General features: G+C 53.3%; 17 protein-coding genes. 8 read left to right on the forward strand and 9 right to left on the reverse strand.

The window, feature by feature from the left end; translation table 11 throughout:
- Positions 1-28: 28 nt before the first annotated feature.
- The 6 genes from RJ38_RS09680 to RJ38_RS09705 all read left to right on the forward strand — a co-directional run bounded on the left by RJ38_RS09680 (position 29) and on the right by RJ38_RS09705 (position 6,275).
- A complete protein-coding gene (locus tag RJ38_RS09680) occupies positions 29-379 on the forward strand; it encodes a hypothetical protein (RefSeq protein WP_039018893.1) in 351 nt (116 codons plus the stop codon).
- Positions 380-394: 15 nt separating this feature from the next.
- Entirely contained in the window at positions 395-1,546 is a 1,152-nt protein-coding gene (dapE, locus tag RJ38_RS09685) for a succinyl-diaminopimelate desuccinylase (protein WP_039018626.1), read from the forward strand.
- Positions 1,547-1,548: 2 nt separating this feature from the next.
- Positions 1,549-1,968 carry a GNAT family N-acetyltransferase gene (locus tag RJ38_RS09690; RefSeq protein ID WP_039018894.1) on the forward strand — a complete coding sequence of 140 codons (420 nt, stop codon included), beginning with the start codon at positions 1,549-1,551 and terminating at the stop codon, positions 1,966-1,968.
- Between the two features lie 17 nt (positions 1,969-1,985).
- Entirely contained in the window at positions 1,986-2,561 is a 576-nt protein-coding gene (locus tag RJ38_RS09695) for a TIGR04282 family arsenosugar biosynthesis glycosyltransferase (RefSeq protein WP_420319413.1), read from the forward strand.
- A gap of 12 nt (positions 2,562-2,573) precedes the next feature.
- Positions 2,574-4,883 carry a ribonuclease R gene (gene rnr, locus RJ38_RS09700; RefSeq protein WP_039018627.1) on the forward strand — a complete coding sequence of 770 codons (2,310 nt, stop codon included), beginning with the start codon at positions 2,574-2,576 and terminating at the stop codon, positions 4,881-4,883.
- A 132-nt stretch (positions 4,884-5,015) separates the two neighbouring features.
- Positions 5,016-6,275: a lytic murein transglycosylase gene (locus RJ38_RS09705; protein ID WP_052245336.1), complete on the forward strand. Its 1,260-nt coding sequence runs from the start codon at positions 5,016-5,018 to the stop codon at positions 6,273-6,275.
- Positions 6,276-6,289: 14 nt separating this feature from the next.
- Here the strand turns inward: RJ38_RS09705 and RJ38_RS09710 are convergent, their stop codons facing one another.
- The 7 genes from RJ38_RS09710 to RJ38_RS09740 all read right to left on the reverse strand — a co-directional run bounded on the left by RJ38_RS09710 (position 6,290) and on the right by RJ38_RS09740 (position 12,243).
- The gene (locus tag RJ38_RS09710) at positions 6,290-6,790 is read right to left on the reverse strand and encodes a hypothetical protein (RefSeq protein WP_039018628.1); all 501 of its coding nucleotides are present in this window, start codon (positions 6,788-6,790) and stop codon (positions 6,290-6,292) included.
- Between the two features lie 105 nt (positions 6,791-6,895).
- Positions 6,896-7,384 (reverse strand): RNA pyrophosphohydrolase, encoded by a 489-nt coding sequence (locus RJ38_RS09715; RefSeq protein WP_039018629.1) that lies wholly within the window; start codon positions 7,382-7,384, stop codon positions 6,896-6,898.
- A gap of 63 nt (positions 7,385-7,447) precedes the next feature.
- Positions 7,448-8,782, reverse strand: coding sequence for a S41 family peptidase (locus tag RJ38_RS09720; RefSeq protein ID WP_039018897.1), 1,335 nt, complete (start codon positions 8,780-8,782; stop codon positions 7,448-7,450).
- 55 nt (positions 8,783-8,837) lie between these two features.
- Positions 8,838-9,962 carry a murein hydrolase activator EnvC family protein gene (locus tag RJ38_RS09725; protein ID WP_039018898.1) on the reverse strand — a complete coding sequence of 375 codons (1,125 nt, stop codon included), beginning with the start codon at positions 9,960-9,962 and terminating at the stop codon, positions 8,838-8,840.
- 35 nt (positions 9,963-9,997) lie between these two features.
- On the reverse strand, positions 9,998-11,515 hold the full coding sequence (gene gpmI / locus RJ38_RS09730; protein ID WP_039018630.1) for a 2,3-bisphosphoglycerate-independent phosphoglycerate mutase: 1,518 nt from the start codon (positions 11,513-11,515) through the stop codon (positions 9,998-10,000).
- Between the two features lie 94 nt (positions 11,516-11,609).
- Entirely contained in the window at positions 11,610-11,936 is a 327-nt protein-coding gene (locus RJ38_RS09735; RefSeq protein ID WP_039018631.1) for a hypothetical protein, read from the reverse strand.
- Positions 11,926-12,243 carry a rod-binding protein gene (locus tag RJ38_RS09740; RefSeq protein ID WP_420319414.1) on the reverse strand — a complete coding sequence of 106 codons (318 nt, stop codon included), beginning with the start codon at positions 12,241-12,243 and terminating at the stop codon, positions 11,926-11,928. Before RJ38_RS09740 ends, RJ38_RS09735 begins: the two co-directional genes overlap by 11 nt.
- Positions 12,244-12,381: 138 nt before the next feature.
- Here RJ38_RS09740 and fliK point away from each other — a divergent pair, with 138 nt between their 5' ends.
- Positions 12,382-14,127, forward strand: a complete 1,746-nt coding sequence (gene fliK, locus RJ38_RS09745) for a flagellar hook-length control protein FliK (protein WP_162183564.1) — start codon at positions 12,382-12,384, stop codon at positions 14,125-14,127.
- A 15-nt stretch (positions 14,128-14,142) separates the two neighbouring features.
- Positions 14,143-14,817: a flagellar hook capping FlgD N-terminal domain-containing protein gene (locus RJ38_RS09750; RefSeq protein ID WP_039018633.1), complete on the forward strand. Its 675-nt coding sequence runs from the start codon at positions 14,143-14,145 to the stop codon at positions 14,815-14,817.
- Here the strand turns inward: RJ38_RS09750 and ubiB are convergent.
- A complete protein-coding gene (gene ubiB, locus RJ38_RS09755) occupies positions 14,805-16,337 on the reverse strand; it encodes a 2-polyprenylphenol 6-hydroxylase (protein ID WP_039018634.1) in 1,533 nt (510 codons plus the stop codon). The two genes, RJ38_RS09750 and ubiB, sit on opposite strands and share 13 nt — an antisense overlap.
- The gene (gene ubiE, locus RJ38_RS09760; RefSeq protein WP_039018635.1) at positions 16,338-17,081 is read right to left on the reverse strand and encodes a bifunctional demethylmenaquinone methyltransferase/2-methoxy-6-polyprenyl-1,4-benzoquinol methylase UbiE; all 744 of its coding nucleotides are present in this window, start codon (positions 17,079-17,081) and stop codon (positions 16,338-16,340) included.
- Between the last annotated feature and the right edge of the window lie 54 nt (positions 17,082-17,135).

Genomic DNA, 17,135 nt, shown 5'->3' on the forward strand with positions numbered 1-17,135 from the left:
TTGTCCTGTGACGCAGAAAGGACTGGCGATGACCCAGAAAGAAAAGAAAGAAAAGAAACCTCAGCAAGCGTTTACTTTGCTTGTGGAAGTCGGCCGCAAAGATGGCGACGGCTTACCTGCTGAGGCATCCGGCGCAGCTTTGATGTGCTATGCGTCCGGCGTTGATGAGGCGGAAGCTGTGCGCGAAACAGTTGCCATTTTGAAGCAAGCTGATCTGTCGCCGCTGGATGTTACAGGTTATGGCACTTTGGAAGATCGGATCGCTGAAGGCCATGAAATTCCTGAAGAAGAACGCGAACTGATGCAGCGCGCATTGGATGAGAATTCAGTGATAGTCGCGCAGATGACGCCATTTTTTGAAGGCAAGCCAGCGCATTAATTGCAGGGAATTTCTATGACATACGCCCCCGTTGATCCGGTAAAATTGACCGGCGATCTTATCAAATGCCCATCGGTTACCCCAATCGAAGGTGGCGCGCTTGTGTTGCTGGAAGCGATGCTGACAGAGGCAGGGTTTTCCTGCACGCGCATTGATGTGAATGATGTTTGCAACCTGTTTGCCCGTTGGGGCACACGCGGTGCGAACCGTTCCTTTGGCTTTAATGGGCATACAGATGTTGTCCCCATCGGTGACGCCGACGCTTGGAGCTTTGATCCATTTAGTGGCGAAGTTGTTGATGGCATTATGCAAGGGCGCGGGGCGACGGATATGAAATCTGGTGTGGCCGCGTTTGTCGCGGCTGCCATCGATTTTGTCCAACAGACGCCGCCGGATGGTGCTGTTATCATCACAATCACGGGCGATGAAGAAGGCCCCTCCATTCATGGCACCACCGAGATCTTGAATTGGATGACCGAGAACAACGAGGCGATGACTGATTGCCTTGTGGGGGAACCCACCTGCCCAGATGTAATGGGCGAGATGATCAAAATTGGGCGTCGCGGATCCCTTAAGGCGCATTTTACGGCTCGGGGTAAACAGGGCCACTCTGCTTATCCTCATCGTGCGCTGAACCCGGTGCCCGCCATGGCACGTTTGGTTGATCGCCTGTCGCGTCATCAGCTGGACACCGGCAGTGAACATTTCGACCCATCCACACTTGTTGTGACCGCGATCGAGACGGGTAATGACGCCGGGAATGTGATTTCCGCGACCTGCACCAGCGCTGTTGATATTCGGTTTTCTGATGTTCAATCATCAACCGTTATTATCGAATGGCTGACCCGCGAAATGGATCTGGTCGCGCAAGAAACTGGCGTTGAATTTGATCTGAAAACCAAGGTTTCGGGCGAGGCTTTCATCACCCCTCCGGGTAGCTTGTCAAATTTGGTTTCCGGTGCGGTACAATCTGAAACCAATGTGACGCCTGTGTTGTCAACATCGGGTGGCACTTCTGATGCGCGTTTCATGCGCAGCCATTGTCCGGTGGTGGAATTTGGCCTTGTTGGCAAAACTATGCACCAGGTGGATGAACGCGTTGAGATAGAACAAATCGAACAGCTGAAATTGATTTATGGCCGGGTTCTGAAGGATTATTTCGCATGACCATGCTTGTGTCGGAAACGGGCGACATCGCCACTTGCCTACAATTGCGTCGCAAAGTCTTCATTGAGGAACAAAGCGTTCCAGAAGCCGAAGAAGTGGATGGTCTCGATAGCACTGCTATACATTTTTTGGCCGAACAGGATGGCCTGCCCATTGGGTGCGCCCGCATTCTTATGAAGGGTGATCTAGGCAAAATCGGCCGCGTTTGTGTCTTGCAAACCGGGCGTGGAAAAGGTGTTGGCGCTGCCTTGATCAAAGCTTGTGTCGGTCACCTTCAGGGCCAAAAAGACGTGAAAAAGGCCGTGTTAGGGTCTCAATGCCACGCAATCCCTTTTTATGAAGCCCTTGGGTTCACAGCCTTTGGCCCTGTCTATGATGACGCAGGAATTGAACATCGCGATATGGAACTTACCTTGTGGTGAGGCAACGCGTTGTCGTGATGCTAAAAGAACCACGCCCGGGGCGTGTGAAAACGCGCCTTGGACGTGACATTGGTATGACACGATCTGCCTGGTGGTTTCGCCACCAATCCACGTCACTATTGCGGCGACTGCGTGACCCGCGTTGGGATATCACCCTTGCCGTTGCCCCCGATCACGAAGGTCTGCAAAGCCGCGTCTGGCCTATGGACTTGCGTCGCGTGCCACAAGGACGCGGTGATCTTGGTGCACGAATGGGGGTGCAATTTCGCATGCCAACTAAGGGGTCAATCTGCGTCATTGGTGCGGATATTCCCGGGATTAATCGGCATCGCATCGCGCAGGCATTCAAGGCGTTGGGCGACCATGATGCGGTGTTTGGCCCTGCGGATGATGGTGGATATTGGCTGATTGGACTGAAACGCACACGCCCGGTGCCACCAAAGCTGTTTTCGGATGTGCGCTGGTCGACGCAATATGCCCTGTGCGATACAATCAAAACCTTGCCCAATCATCGCGTCGCCAAGGTTCAAACTCTGCGTGATGTCGATACTGTTACTGATTTGCGTGCTCTCGCCAATTCTACAAAGGCGTGATAGGGCAGGCGCATGACAATGCGTATCCCATCTAAGGACGAAATCCTCGCGTGGATTTCCGACAACCCGACCCAAACTTCTAAACGTGATATTTCGCGCGCCTTCGGTATCAAAGGCGCTGCTAGAATTGATCTGAAACGAATTTTACGTGAGCTGGAATCCGAGGGGCATTTGCAAAAGCGCAAAAAGACCTATCGCGATCCAGGCAAGCTGTCCCCCGTGTCAGTGCTGAAAGTTGCGGGACCAGACGCGGATGGCGATCTGTTCGCCTACCCGCAGGATTGGCAGGGCGAAGGTGCAGCGCCACGTGTTTTGATGTTGGAAAAGCCGGGGGCGCCAGCGCTTGCCAAAGGTGCGAATATCTTGGCACGCGTGCAAGAAGTGCAAGGCGAAGATCACGGCTATAATGGGGTTCTTATTCGCCAAATAGGATCTAACCCGCAGCGAATATTGGGAATTTTCCGTAAAACCCATGAAGGTGGGCGTCTTTTCCCCGTTGAAAAAGGTTCTGATAAAGAATGGAAAATCGCGCCTGATGCGGTAAATGGCGCGCGCGATGGTGAACTGGTTGAGGCCGAACGCAGCAGTGCAAACACGCGTATGGGCCTGCCCTCGGCGCGTGTTGTTGATCGCCTGGGCGACCCAAGTGCCCCCAAGGCGGTTTCGCTGATCGCGATCCACCAACATGGTATTCCTGACGCCTTCCCAGACGAGGTCGTCGCCGAAGCGGATGTGGCGGTTGCGGCTGGCCTAGAAGGGCGCGAAGATCTGCGTGATATGGCTTTGGTGACCATCGATCCGCATGATGCGCGTGACCATGACGATGCTTGTTTCGCCCATGTTGATGACGATCCCAATAACCCGGATGGTTATGTTGTTTGGGTCGCGATCGCTGATGTCGCGCATTATGTGACGCCAGGGTCAGAATTGGACCACGAAGCCCGCAAACGCGGCAATTCCTCGTATTTTCCTGACCGTGTTGTCCCTATGCTGCCAGATCGCTTGTCTGGTGACCTTTGCTCACTGCACGAAGGTGTGGACCGTGCTTGTATCGCGGTGCGTATGCAGATCAATTCCGATGGGCAGAAAATCGGACATCGTTTCACGCGTGGCCTGATGAATTCGCATGCATCCCTGAACTATCAAGAGGCGCAAGCCGCAATTGATGGCGATGTGAATGACAAGTGCAAACCACTGCTTTCCACTGTGTTAGAGCCTCTTTTTGCCGCTTGGCGGTGTACATTGAAGGCCCGGGCCGAACGTCAACCGCTTGAACTTGACCTGCCCGAGCGAAAGATCGTTCTGGGCGATGACGGCAAGGTGAAATCGGTTGCTTTCACCGAGCGTTTGGATGCGCATAAGCTTATCGAAGAATTTATGGTGTTGGCGAATGTCGCGGCGGCCGAAGAGCTGATTGAACGTAAGCAACCCTTGCTGTTCCGAGTTCATGAAGAACCCAGTGCAGTGAAGTTGGAAGCCTTGCGCGAAACCGCAATTGCGTCCGGGTTGACGATGGCAAAGGGGCAGGTGTTGAAAACCGCGCATCTGAACCGTTTGTTGACGCAAGCACAGGATACCGATCATGCGGAATTGATCAATATTTCGACGTTGCGCAGTATGACGCAGGCTTATTACGGCCCTGATAATTTCGGGCATTTTGGGTTGGCGCTTCGGTCTTATGCACATTTCACATCCCCCATTCGCCGATACGCGGATTTGATCGTACATCGGGCTTTGGTGTCTGGTCATGGTTGGAAAGGTGCGGCGGCTGGCTTTGATGGATTGTCGCCACAAGACGAAGCGCAGTTGATTGAAACGGGCACCCAAATTTCAGAGACAGAACGCCGTTCTATGACTGCGGAACGTGACACGACAGATCGTTATCTGGCGGCGTTTTTATCGGAACGTGTGGGCAATGAACTGGAAGGTCGGATTTCCGGTATTGCACGGTTTGGAGCCTTCGTTCGGTTGACAGAAACCGGCGCGGATGGGCTTGTTCCTGTGTCAACTTTGGGGCGCGAGTATTTTCGATTTGACGCCGACGAGCAAAGTTTGATCGGTGAAAGCAGTGGTTTTCGTTTGACGATAGGATTGCCTGTTACCGTGCGCTTGGCCGAAGCGGTTCCCGTGACGGGTGGTCTGCGGGTTGAACTGCTTGCCGTGGATGGCAAAGAAATTCCACGCGGACGTGGTGGTCGAGGCAGCAGAAGTTTTTCATCAAAACGGTCGGGCAAAAAACCAAAGACCAAAAGCGGAAAAACACCTGGAACCCGCCCTGAACGCAAAACCAGTCGCAAAGTCATGCGCAAGCGCAAGAAATAGCCTGAAACTAAGAATGTCTCTTTGTCGACTTCCCGCCACGGTGAATGACGGGTAAGCTTTGCTATAGAGGCAAAAAATCAGGTGGAAAACGTGCGTATTTTAAATATTCTAGCAGCGGCTGTGTTGGGGGTTATGCCCAGCCAATCGTTCGCTGCAGGCGGTCATACTTCTCTTGTGCCAGTCTTGCGGCCTGTACCCGCTGATTTGGCGACCGGAGACGATATCATGGAGCAAGAATTGACACCGACATTGGTAAGCGGATCAAGTGATGCGGGATTCCAACGTTGGATCCGTGGATTTGAAAGCCGGGCGCGTGGCGCTGGGATTTCATCGGGTACATTCCAAGCGGCGTTTCGTGATGCGCGATACCTTGATGATGTGATCGCCCGTGATCGCAATCAAGCGGAATTTACCAAGCAAATTTGGGAATACCTTGACGGCGCCGTGTCTGAGCCACGTATTCGAAATGGGCAACGTGCTTTGCGCCGCAATGCGCGCGTCTTAGACCAAGTTGAAGCGCATTATCGCGTTGAGAAAGAAATCGTAGCGGCGGTTTGGGGCCTGGAAAGCGCATATGGCGAGACACGAGGTAGCACTCCGTTGATCTCGGCTTTGGCGACATTGTCTTATGATGGCCGCCGTGGCCGCTTCTTTGAGGCACAGTTGATTGCAGCGTTGAAGATCCTGCAAAACGGGGATGTGCGCCCGCGCGACATGACCGGCAGTTGGGCTGGTGCGATGGGGCATACGCAGTTTATCCCGACCAGTTATCTTGAATATGCGCAGGATTTTACCGGGGATGGCAAGCGCGACATCTGGTCGGATAATCCGGCGGATGCTTTGGCATCAACAGCGTCATATTTGAAACGTCATGGTTGGACGTTTGGGCAACCTTGGGGTGTTGAAGTTGTTTTACCGCAAGGGTTTAACTATGGGCTTGCAGGTGCAGGAACAAAGAAAAGCCCGCAGCAGTGGGCGTCATTAGGGGTGCGTGGTGCCAATGGTGGTGCTGTTGCCAATCATGGACGTGCGTCTATTTTGTTGCCTGGCGGTGCCCAAGGGGCGGCCTTTATGATCTTCGATAATTTCCACGTGATTGAGCGGTACAATGCGGCTGATGCTTATGTGATTGGTGTTGGGCACCTTGCAGATCGCTTGGCGGGTGGCCCGGCAATTCAGGCATCTTGGCCGCGTGGCTATGCGCCCTTGTCGTTTCGTCAAAAACAGCAGTTGCAACGTCGGTTGACGCGCGCTGGCTTTGATACGGACGGGACAGACGGCATTATCGGCCCGAACACAATAGCCGCGATCCGCGCCTTTCAAGAATCGATTGGTGTCACGGCAGACGGTTTTGCGTCACAAGATGTTCTAAATCGTCTGCGCAATCGTTAAGCACATGTTGGGGGTCAACAGCCCCCAACATTCATGCATTGCTGAATTCGTGTTAAGGATTCGGTGCTTGTGTCATATGTCGGGGCATCGCAATAGCTGATGTTGACCTCATAGCCACCATTCTTGGACGCCTGAAGAAACATGATTTGCCCGGATGCATAGTTGCGCCGAACCTCAAGGTCATGATCACAAGTGCCACGATCGTCGCAAATCAGATTAAAAGATACGACATTGTCAAAAGGTTGGGGTGGGCCGTTGGGTTGTAGAATTTGCCCCGTTATGCGCCCTTGCCATGTTTGCAAGCGCACGCGTTCGCGACGAAAATTATACCAGATGAAACGGCCAAACCGGGTCTGTGGAATTCGATATTGAGATGCAACATGAAGGTCGCCTGACACAACGCTGAATTCGGAAATCCGATCTGAACTTAGGAACTTTTCGACCCCGGGTGCGGGGCAGTCAAGCGCCATGGCCTGCGAAGGCAAGATCAGTGAACCAGCTAAGATACATGACATAAAAAGTCGGCAAGATAACATCAATGACTCCGGAAGATGTTAGGTCAGAATAGTGATCTGCCTTGCCGGGTCTAGCGTGCGAACGGGTCGCTCAGATTCCAGCGGCTATCCGCGCAGCACTGTGGCAAATTCGCCGAAAACTCTGGTATAAATGTCACGCTTGAACGGAACGATGTTTTCGATCAATGCGCCCGGGGTCATCCATTGCCATTCCGAGAACTCGGGATGTTCTTTGCTTATATCAATCTCCGAATCTTGACCATGAAAACGCATTAAGTACCAACGTTGCTTTTGGCCCCGATATTTGCCCTTCCAAATGGTAGGGATAAGATCATCGGGCAGATCGTAGGTCAGCCAGTTTTCCGTTTCAGCTTCAACTGTCACCAAATTTCGAGATACGCCTGTTTCTTCTTCCAACTCACGCAGGCCAGCTTCACGCGCGTCTTCGCCCTTGTCGATGCCGCCTTGTGGCATTTGCCAAGCATTTCCTGGGTTATCGATGCGTTTGCCACCGAAGATCAAACCATCTTTGTTCACAAGCACAACGCCTGCGTTTTTACGATAAGGGAGAGCTGCGATTTCATCAGGTGTCATAGGCCGATCCTTAAATAAATAGGGCGGAGCATCAGCCCCGCCCGTTTAATGTATGCGAAGCGTTTACTTGGTGGTGTCTAGCGCGCGCAGACCCGTCAAAAGGTCAATTGCGTAAGCAAGCTGGAAGTCGTCTTCACGCAGCTTGGCTGCTTCTTCAACCTTGGCGCGTTCCTCTTCCAGCTGACGACGTTCGTCTTCGGTGATGGAATCATTGTTCAAGCTGCCACGCAGATCCGCCTCGGTGCGACCTGGACGTGTTTCAACTGCTTCATCCTCAGCCGTTGGGTCGCGACGTGGTTGTTCGACCACGATGTCAGGAGATACGCCAAGCGCTTGAATGGATCGACCTGATGGCGTGTAATAGCGGGCGGTGGTTAGGCGCATGGCACCGTCGCCACGCAGGGGCATGATGGTTTGAACAGAGCCTTTACCAAAGCTGCGTGTGCCAACAACAATTCCACGACGGTGGTCTTGCATAGCGCCAGCAACGATTTCGGACGCTGAGGCAGAACCGCCATTGATCAAAACCACAATGGGCAAACCTTGGGCGAGGCCGCCCTCACGTGCGTTCCAGCGTTCGCCATCTTCCGGGGCGCGGCCACGGGTCGATACGATTTCACCGGCGTCGAGGAAGGCGTCGGACACTGCGATTGCTTGGTTCAGAAGGCCGCCTGGATTGTTGCGCAGATCAAGCACAAAGCCATTCACGTTTTCGATGCCGCCAAGTTCCTCGACGGATTTGGCAAGACCAGCCTCAAGGTTATCAAATGTTTGATCGTTGAAGGTGGTTACGCGCAGCACAACAGTGGTGCCTTCTGTACGGGTGCGTACGGCGGTCAGCTTGATCGTGTCGCGAATGATGGAAACATCAAAGGGCTCGTCTACCCCTTCGCGCACTACAGAAATGATGATCTCAGATCCGATTGGGCCGCGCATCAATTCAACGGCTTCATTCAAGGTGAGGCCCAGCAGGCTTTCGCCATCCACATGGGTGATGAAATCGCCGGCTTCCATACCAGCGACGTCAGCTGGGGTGCCATCCATGGGCGAAACAACTTTTACAAAGCCTTCTTCTTGCGTGACTTCAATGCCCAACCCACCAAATTCTCCGCGGGTCTGTTCGCGCATGTCGGTGAAATCTTGGGGGGGCAGGAAGCTTGAATGTGGATCCAACGACGTCAACATGCCGTTAATCGCAGCTTCGATCAGTTCGGCTTCGTCGACCTCTTCGACATATTGGCTGCGAATACGCTCAAAGATGTCACCAAACAGATCAAGCTGTTGGTAAACATTGCTTTGTTGTTCACTCTCTTGTGCCAGCAGCGGACCCGTGATTTGCGTGGTCGCGATGACCCCGGCGAAGGTGCCCGCACAGGCGGCCAAAATAAATTTTTTCATCATCTCATCCTGTCATTCGCCAGACCTGCACATGCGGGCCAGAGGATCGGTTGTATCAATTTCCGCTCGCCAATTCGAACCAAGGCGAGGGATCTGTCGGGTCTTCACCCTGTCTTAGTTCTATATAAAGCGTTTCAGAACGCCCGGCACCAGCCCCCTCAGTGGAAAATGGCGAAACAGCGCCTAAATCAGCCTGTCCCCCCATTAAACCAAGGGCAGATCCTGTCTTCACGATTTCGCCAGCCCGACCATATAGTGTGCCAAGCCCTGCGATAACCATAAGATGGGTCGTGTCGGGTTCAAGGATAATCACATTCCCATAGTCAAGCAAAGGGCCCGAATAGCGAATGGTCGCTGCAAATGGGCTGGTGACCAAGGCCTCGGGTTGCGTGGCGATGACCAGGCCGGGGCGCAGTATTCCGGCGGCGTCACGTTCATTGTAACCACGTAACATCACGCCGTTAACAGGAAGTGAAAGGGCGCCAAGTAGATCGTTGAAATCACCGTATCCAGACGCGCTGCCACGGCTTTCAGGAAGCAGAGAAAGACCACTGGCAAAGGCACGCAGGGTTTCGCTGCTGTTCAGCAAAACTTGCATGACCACGGGGTCCGCACTGAAACGCAGGGGAAGATCTGTACGATCTGCGCGGGCTTCGGAAAGACGTGCGCGCGCGGTCTGTACCCCGGCTAGGCCTTTGCGCAATTCACTTGCCGCACCGGTTTGAATTTCACGAAGCAGCGACAGTTCCTCTAATTGTGCGCGCAACTGTTCCGCTTTTTGCTGCAATGCTGGGGTAACTTCCGCCAACATCATAGAAGACCGCGCCGTGCCTGCGGGGCCAGATGGATGCAACATCAATAATGGCGTTGGGCTGCGTTCCATTGTTTGCAACGCGGCCAACAAGCGGGAGATCTCAGCGCTGCGGGCGTCGAATATTTGTCGCAGGGCTGTTTCGCGGATCGCCACTTGGCGCAACCCTTGCCGTAAGGCCACCAGCCCTTCTTCATATGCGCTGACTGTTTCTGTCAGTGCGGCGACACGATCAGAGGCATTTGCTGCGTGAATGAGCGATGTTGCCGCCGCATCCAGTTGCAACGCTGCACGTTGGGCCGTGATCTTGGGATCAGATTGTGCATTGGCCTGTGAAGAGAATACCAAGCACAACAGCAACAGGCGCATCACGGTCGATGTTCGTATATGACACAGCAATCGCATTAAAAAATAAGGCTCTCTCCGGTCATTTCTTCCGGTTTTTCAAGGTCCATCAATTGAAGTAAGCTGGGTGCCAAATCCGCAAGGCGCCCATCGCGCAGCTGCTGGCTTTTTGCCCCGCCATACAAGGCCACGGGCACAGGGTTCGTGGTATGTGCGGTGTGTGGCCCGCCACTAATAGGATCAACCATCAGGTCGCAATTGCCGTGGTCAGCGGTCACGATCATTGTGCCCCCGACCTCGTCCAAGGCTTTCATAACTTGACCAAGCCCTTGATCAACGGCTTCGCACGCCAAAATTGCTGCGTGTAAATCACCAGTATGGCCGACCATATCTGGGTTGGCGAAGTTGGTGATGATCAGATCATATCCTTTGTGCACGGCCTCGACGAATTTTTCTGTGACCTCGGGGGCGCTCATTTCGGGCTGTAAATCATAGGTCGCAACTTTGGGAGAGGCGGGCATGAAGCGGTCTTCCAATGGATATGGCGTTTCGACGCCTCCGTTGAGGAAAAACGTGACATGTGGGTATTTCTCAGTTTCGGCCAAACGAAATTGTGTTTTCCCATGCTTTGAGACCCACTCGCCCAAGGTGTTCGGGATCACGCGTTTGGGAAAGGCCGTCGTCATATAGGTGCTGTGATTGTCGGAATATTCAACCATGCCCAACAAAGTCGTCAAATTTGGCCGATCGCCAACGTCAAATGCTTCAAAGTTTGGTTCACCGATAGCGCGCAAGATTTCGCGGGCGCGGTCAGAACGGAAGTTTAGACAAAATAGCCCGTCGCCGTCTTTCATGCCATCGTATCCGTTTAGGATGGTCGCGGGGAAGAATTCATCGGTTATGCCATCGCGATAGGATTTTGAAATCAGAGACCCAATATCTTCAGATTCGGGTGCATCGGCATGAACGATTGCGTTGTATGCGGTCGCAACACGTTCCCAGCGATTGTCACGATCCATAGCATAATAGCGCCCCGAGACCGTCGCAATGCGTGCACCATCAGGCAAGTTTCCACAAAGATCGGCCATATATTTCATGGCTGATTTTGGCGCGACGTCACGGCCATCTGTCATGGCGTGGAATGCAACAGGAACGCCTGCATTGGTGATCGCTTTTATCGCGGCTTTGATGTGTGTGACGTGTCCGTGTACACCGCCGTCTGATGCCAATCCCATCACATGGGCTGTGCCTTTGGACGTTTTTAGTTTTGCAATGAAGTCTTGCAGGGCGGCGTTGTCAAAAAACGAGCCGTCTTCAATCGACAGATCAATCTGGCCAAGGTCCATCGCCACGACACGGCCAGCGCCAATATTCGTGTGTCCAACTTCAGAGTTTCCCATTTGCCCGGTTGGTAGGCCAGCATCGTTGCCATGTGTCAGCAGCTTCGCATTCGGGCATTCTGTCATCAAACGATCAAAGTTTGGTGTACGTGCGAGTGCCGGTGCGTTTGATGCGGTTTCCAAGGACTGCCCCCAGCCATCGAGGATGCAAAGGACAACGGGTTTCGAGGTGTTCATGAGATTTTCCTGCGGTCGTTTGCACTATCTCTATGAGCTATGTGACCGAAGGGCAAGGTGGCCGCGTCAACGATGGCAGGCTGTGGGGCTGGTGTTATGATTTCTGCTCAAGCAGCCCCGGTCGCGGTGTGGCGCGAAACTTGCCGGACTGGTTATAGGTCTTCAATCCGCTTGCGACTTCGATGATTTGACGTTGTCGTTCTTTGGCATCGGCAAACCCTTTGCGCGCGGCCACAAGCATCGGCATATTTTGCTGTGCGAGTTGCTTGATTTCTAGCAATAGGGATGGGGATGGATTAGCTGCCCCCAAATTGTTTACCAGCTGTTCGGTTTCGGTCACCAATGCAGCGAGGTCAGTAAATGCGCCTGACAACAATACTTGGCGGGTGCGTGCAAGAGATGCGGTTGGATTATTCGACATTCTGCCGATCCTTCAATGATTCAAAAAGACTTTGCGCGAGGCCAATACCGCCACGTTTCACCATTTCTTCCGCTTGAGCATTGCGCAAAAAGGAACTGAATTGGTCCTCGCCGATGCCGCCACCAAAGCTGTCACGGGCTTTGCCAAGGCCGGCGCTTTTTAACATCTCAGAGAGAAAACTCGCCTCAAGATCTTGCGCCACCTCCCAAAGACGTTGGTCGTCAGGTGTTTTTGCCTCCGGCACTGGGGCAGGTTGTGTTGATATCCCGGGCATTCCTGGTGGTGGTATTGATGTGATCTCGGTCATCAGAAATTCTTTCCAATTGGATGTAGTTTTGTCGTTTTATCTGGTTTTGGTAAAGAAATTGGTAACCGCCTTTGGGTGATAAAGCTGCCACGGAAGCAATCCGGGTGATTTATGCAGAACGCAATTAAGACAGATATTATGATACAACCACAGACTCAGGGTTCGCTTTCTGAGCGGCAAGAGGTAATCCTGCCTGATGCTGGGGGTGTTGAAGGCTTGGATGTCGATACAAGCTTTGAAAGTTACCTCGTGGATCAGCCCGTAGCCGCGAAGGCAGCATCCGCTGTTCCAATCATGCAACTGCCACCTCATTCGCGACTTTTGGGGGAGGCGAAAGTTCCAACTTCAGAGATCGCCGGGGATATTTCTGACAATCCACTGACCGCGAAGGATGTGGCGACGTCTCCAGGCGCGGCTGCTGTGATTTCCGACATGCCCCCCGTTTCGAGTGATGGCGGCGAAGCTGTGCCCCTTATGGATAAACGCGTCCCTGCATCTAATCCTCAAGAACTTGATGCGGTGGAACGCACTAAGCAATCTCCTTCGCGAGAGATGCATGAAGCGCGCGTCCCAGCAGCAATTGAGGAAATTTTGCCTCGCAACGCCAATGATGATCTCACCAAAGGGCAGGCCCTTGAGGTAGAGACAACTAAGCGCGGTGAAGCTTCTGGTGGAGCTGAGACACCGACACATCAACGTGACACGAAGTCAGCCTCACACTCAGTTCCTACAGACGCCAAAAACCTCACAGATAATATGATGAAAAGCCCCATGGCGGGCACGACACCACCCCAACGAGAGGCCGTATCAAGACTCGCAGAACATGGGATGGCCGATGCAACGCGTGGGGAAGTCAGCGCAAAGCCGATTGATGCAGATATGCAAGGGGCAGGCGTAACGAAAGCGTTGCCGATGGATGAGAAGTTAACGTCGGTCACGAAGCAATCGGACACGGCTGCGCAGCATGCCCTGCGTCATGCCATGATGGATAAGCAAGTCATTTCGCCCGGTAAAATGTCCACGCATACCAAGCCGTCGCAAGGTGATGAACCGGTGGACAACCCTCAGCGATCAGATGCTAAATCCCCCGCCGTACACGCGCCTGTTACAGGGGGCGCCCCGCTGGGGACAACGCCGTCAGCGATCAGTTCACCGTCGCAGACGCTTTCGCCGTTGGATGTAAAGCTTGCCAAATCCGGGGATGTTCCTCAGCCTAAGCTGTCGAACACACAGAGGGAGCCAAACGCAATAAACAATCTGCTTGCGGGAACCAGGGTTCGCCAAGTTTATGGGGATGCAATCCAGATCAAAGGGCAGCAACAGCCCTTTGTGGTGACAGATGTATCCACGCTGGTACTTGAAAAACAACTTTCAAATCCGTTGTTTTCGCCGATTGGTGTTGATGTCATTACCTCTTCTCGCGGGCCTGATGTGTCAGGGGCAACCACAAGCACGATGGCCGTGGCATCATCTGTAGATGCCGCGAAATTCACGCATGTTTCCAGGCAATTGATGGAGGTCGCTGCCAGGCACGCAGACGGGCCCGTAGAACTTACCCTCTCGCCGGAAGAACTGGGCCGGGTGCGCATGAATTTCACTGTTCAAGATGGCGCGCTTACCGTGATGGTCGCAGCTGAGCGCAGTGAAACGATGGCCTTGATGCGCCGTCATATAGACGCGCTGATCCAAGACTTTCATGGGGTTGGCTATTCCGAAGTGAACTTGGAGTTTACGGGATCGGGCGATCGACAACCGACCGACAATCCCTCTGCGGACGAACAACAAAACCATACCACCCAACCAGCCGACATCGAACATACGTTGAATACCGCGCGCCTCGATCTGGGCATGAATGGTGGTTCTGGGCTTGATTTACGTATTTGAGAAAGGAAACTGAAAATGGATGTGACACAAACATCAACGGGGACGCAGGCGAACACCAACACGCAATCTGCGGCAAACCCAACGATCGAACCTGCTGCGATTTCTTCGGATTTCAACACGTTTTTGACGATGTTGACGGCGCAGATACAAAACCAAGATCCATTGAACCCAATTGAATCCCAAGATTATGCGGTGCAACTGGCCACGTTTTCAAGTGTGGAACAGCAAGTTCAGACGAATGATTTACTGAAGGCCTTGGGGACGCAATTTGGGTCAATGGGGTTGTCCCAGATGGCTGGATGGGTCGGAATGGAGGCGCGTGTTGCTGCCCCAGTTCAGTTCGACGGAAGTCCGATTGAAGTGTCGCCGAACCCTGCTGTGGGGGCGGATAAAGTTGAGTTGATCGTACGGGATTCGGCTGGCAATGTTGTGCAACGTGAAGTTATCCCTACATCAGGTGACACCTTGGACTGGGCTGGTGTCGCGACAGACGGAACGCCCTTGCCCAATGAGGTCTATTCCTTTTCGGTAGAGAGCTTCCAGAATGGCGAATCCATGATCGAAACCCCGGCCGAAGTCTATGCCGAAGTCGTGGAAGTACGTGGCGTGAACGGTCAATCCGTTGCAGTTGTAAAGGGCGGTGCTCAGGTGAGCATCGATGCAGTTTCAGCGTTGCGTCAGCCAGGGTAAATGGCCAAACCATAGCCCAGAGCGACCAACCCTGCGGCACAGAAGGCCATAAACACCCAACGCAAGCCGTTGGATTTTGGCATAGGGGTAGGTGTTTGATTGTATTGCATAAGGGCGGCTTCAGCGAGCTGGGGTAAGCGCGGGCCAAATCGCCCTAGAACTTTCGCGGTTCGGATCAAATCGCCAATAACGGCGCGCGGGCCGATGCTGTCTTTGATGTAGGTTTCAACGATAGGTTTGGCGACGTCCCAGATGTTCATCTGTGGATCTAAGGATCGCGCAACACCTTCAACAACCACCATCGTACGCTGCAATAGAATTAACTCGGTTCTGGTTTCCATGCCGAAACGTTCGGTCACTTCAAAGAGATAACTTAGAAGCGAACCCATTGAGATCCCGCTGGAATCAACACCAAAAATGGGCTCGCCGACGGCACGCAAAGCGCGTGCAAATTCATCTACGTCTTGATCTGCGGGAACGTATCCTGCTTCAAAGTGGACCTCAGCCACGCGCCGGTAATCACGCTTGATGAACCCATATAAGATCTCGGCATAAACGCGGCGTGTGTATTCGTCGATTTGCCCCATAATCCCGAAGTCAAACGCCACGACATCCCCGTTGGCCGCGACCTTTAGGTTGCCTTGGTGCATATCGGCATGGAAAAAACCGTCACGCAGAGCATGCGACAAAAAGAGCTGTAAAACACGCGCAGCCAAAGCGGAACGGTTGTGCCCCGCAGCGTCGATGGCGTCATTGTCGCCCATGGCGCTGCCTTCAACCCAATCCAGTGTCATCACCCGGCGGCTTGAAACGTTCCACCGTATCGCAGGTACATGAAAGCCTTCGTCATTCTGAGTATTCGCCAGAAATTCGGACGCCGATGCGCTTTCAAGGCGCAGATCGAGTTCCCCAAGGACAACGCCTTCAAAATGTTGAATGACTTCTTCGGGGTGCAGCCGGCGGGATGCTGGCGAAAACATTTCAACAATTGAGGCCGCGAAATAGAATGCATCAAGGTCTTTGCGGAAGGCGCGTTCGACGTCAGGGCGCAGTACTTTGACCGCCACGTCGTCGCCGTTTTCGCGCAGCTTTGCCTTGTGAACCTGGGCGATGGAAGCCGCTGCTACTGGTTCGCTGAATTCTGAGAAAATCTCGTCAACGGGGCGCCCAAGCTCATCTTCAATACATTGACGTGCGATGTCGCTTGGGAACGGTGGCAGTTGATCTTGTAAGACACGCAATTGTGTCGCTAGTTCTTCCCCAACAACGTCGGGGCGGGTCGACAAAACTTGGCCAAACTTGATGTAGGCGGGGCCAAGCGCCGTTAATGCACGCGTGATCGGTGGCATAGCCGTGTCACCTTTGACGCCCAGCCATTGCACGGGCCAAGCAAAGACCCGCGCGACGACCCGAAGGGCGGCGGGTGCATCCATCGCGTCCAGGATGACCGGCATGGCACCGGTACGTTCAAGCGTTGCGCCGGTACGAATGAGACGCCAGATATTATGTGGACCGCGCATCTAAATTTTCCAACCAGAATGAAGGGCTGCGATGCCCATCGTTAGATTGCGGTATTTGACCTGATCAAATCCGGCGTCACTGATCATATCTGCGAAGACATCTTGTTGTGGGAATTTACGAATGGATTCAACAAGGTATTGATAGCTGTCTGCGTCGCCCGCAATGACTTGGCCCATTTTTGGAATGACGTTGAAGGAATATAGATCATAGGCCTTTTGCATCAACTCATTCGGGATTTGGCTAAATTCCAGTACCATCAATCGACCACCGGGGCGCAACACACGGTAGGCTTCGCGCAGGGCATCAGGGATACGGGTGACGTTCCGAATTCCAAAGGAGATCGTGTAAACGTCGAAAGTATTGCTTTCAAAAGGCAGGGCCATCGCGTCGCCCACCACCCAATCAAGACTGTCGGCCATTGTGCCCGCTTCGGCGCGGCGGCTGCCTTCGATCAACATGTTTTCCGTCATATCACATACGGTTGCATGGCCATGACCTGCACGTTTCAGGAAGCGGAATGAAATGTCGCCTGTGCCTCCGGCAACATCAATCAAGCGTTGCCCAGGGCGGGGCGCGAGCCAATCCATCATCGCATCCTTCCAGACGCGGTGGATGCCCATAGACATGGCGTCATTCATGACATCGTATTTCGAGGCGACATTGCTGAACACCCCATGCACCATCCCAGCTTTTTCAGCTTCGTTTACGGTTTGAAATCCGAAATGTGTGGTTTTATCAGTCATGAGTATAATCCTGGGCTTGTCGTCCATCTGTTCACACCCTCATATAAGGCCTGA

The organism is Halocynthiibacter namhaensis, assembly GCF_000812685.1.
GTDB lineage: Bacteria > Pseudomonadota > Alphaproteobacteria > Rhodobacterales > Rhodobacteraceae > Halocynthiibacter > Halocynthiibacter namhaensis.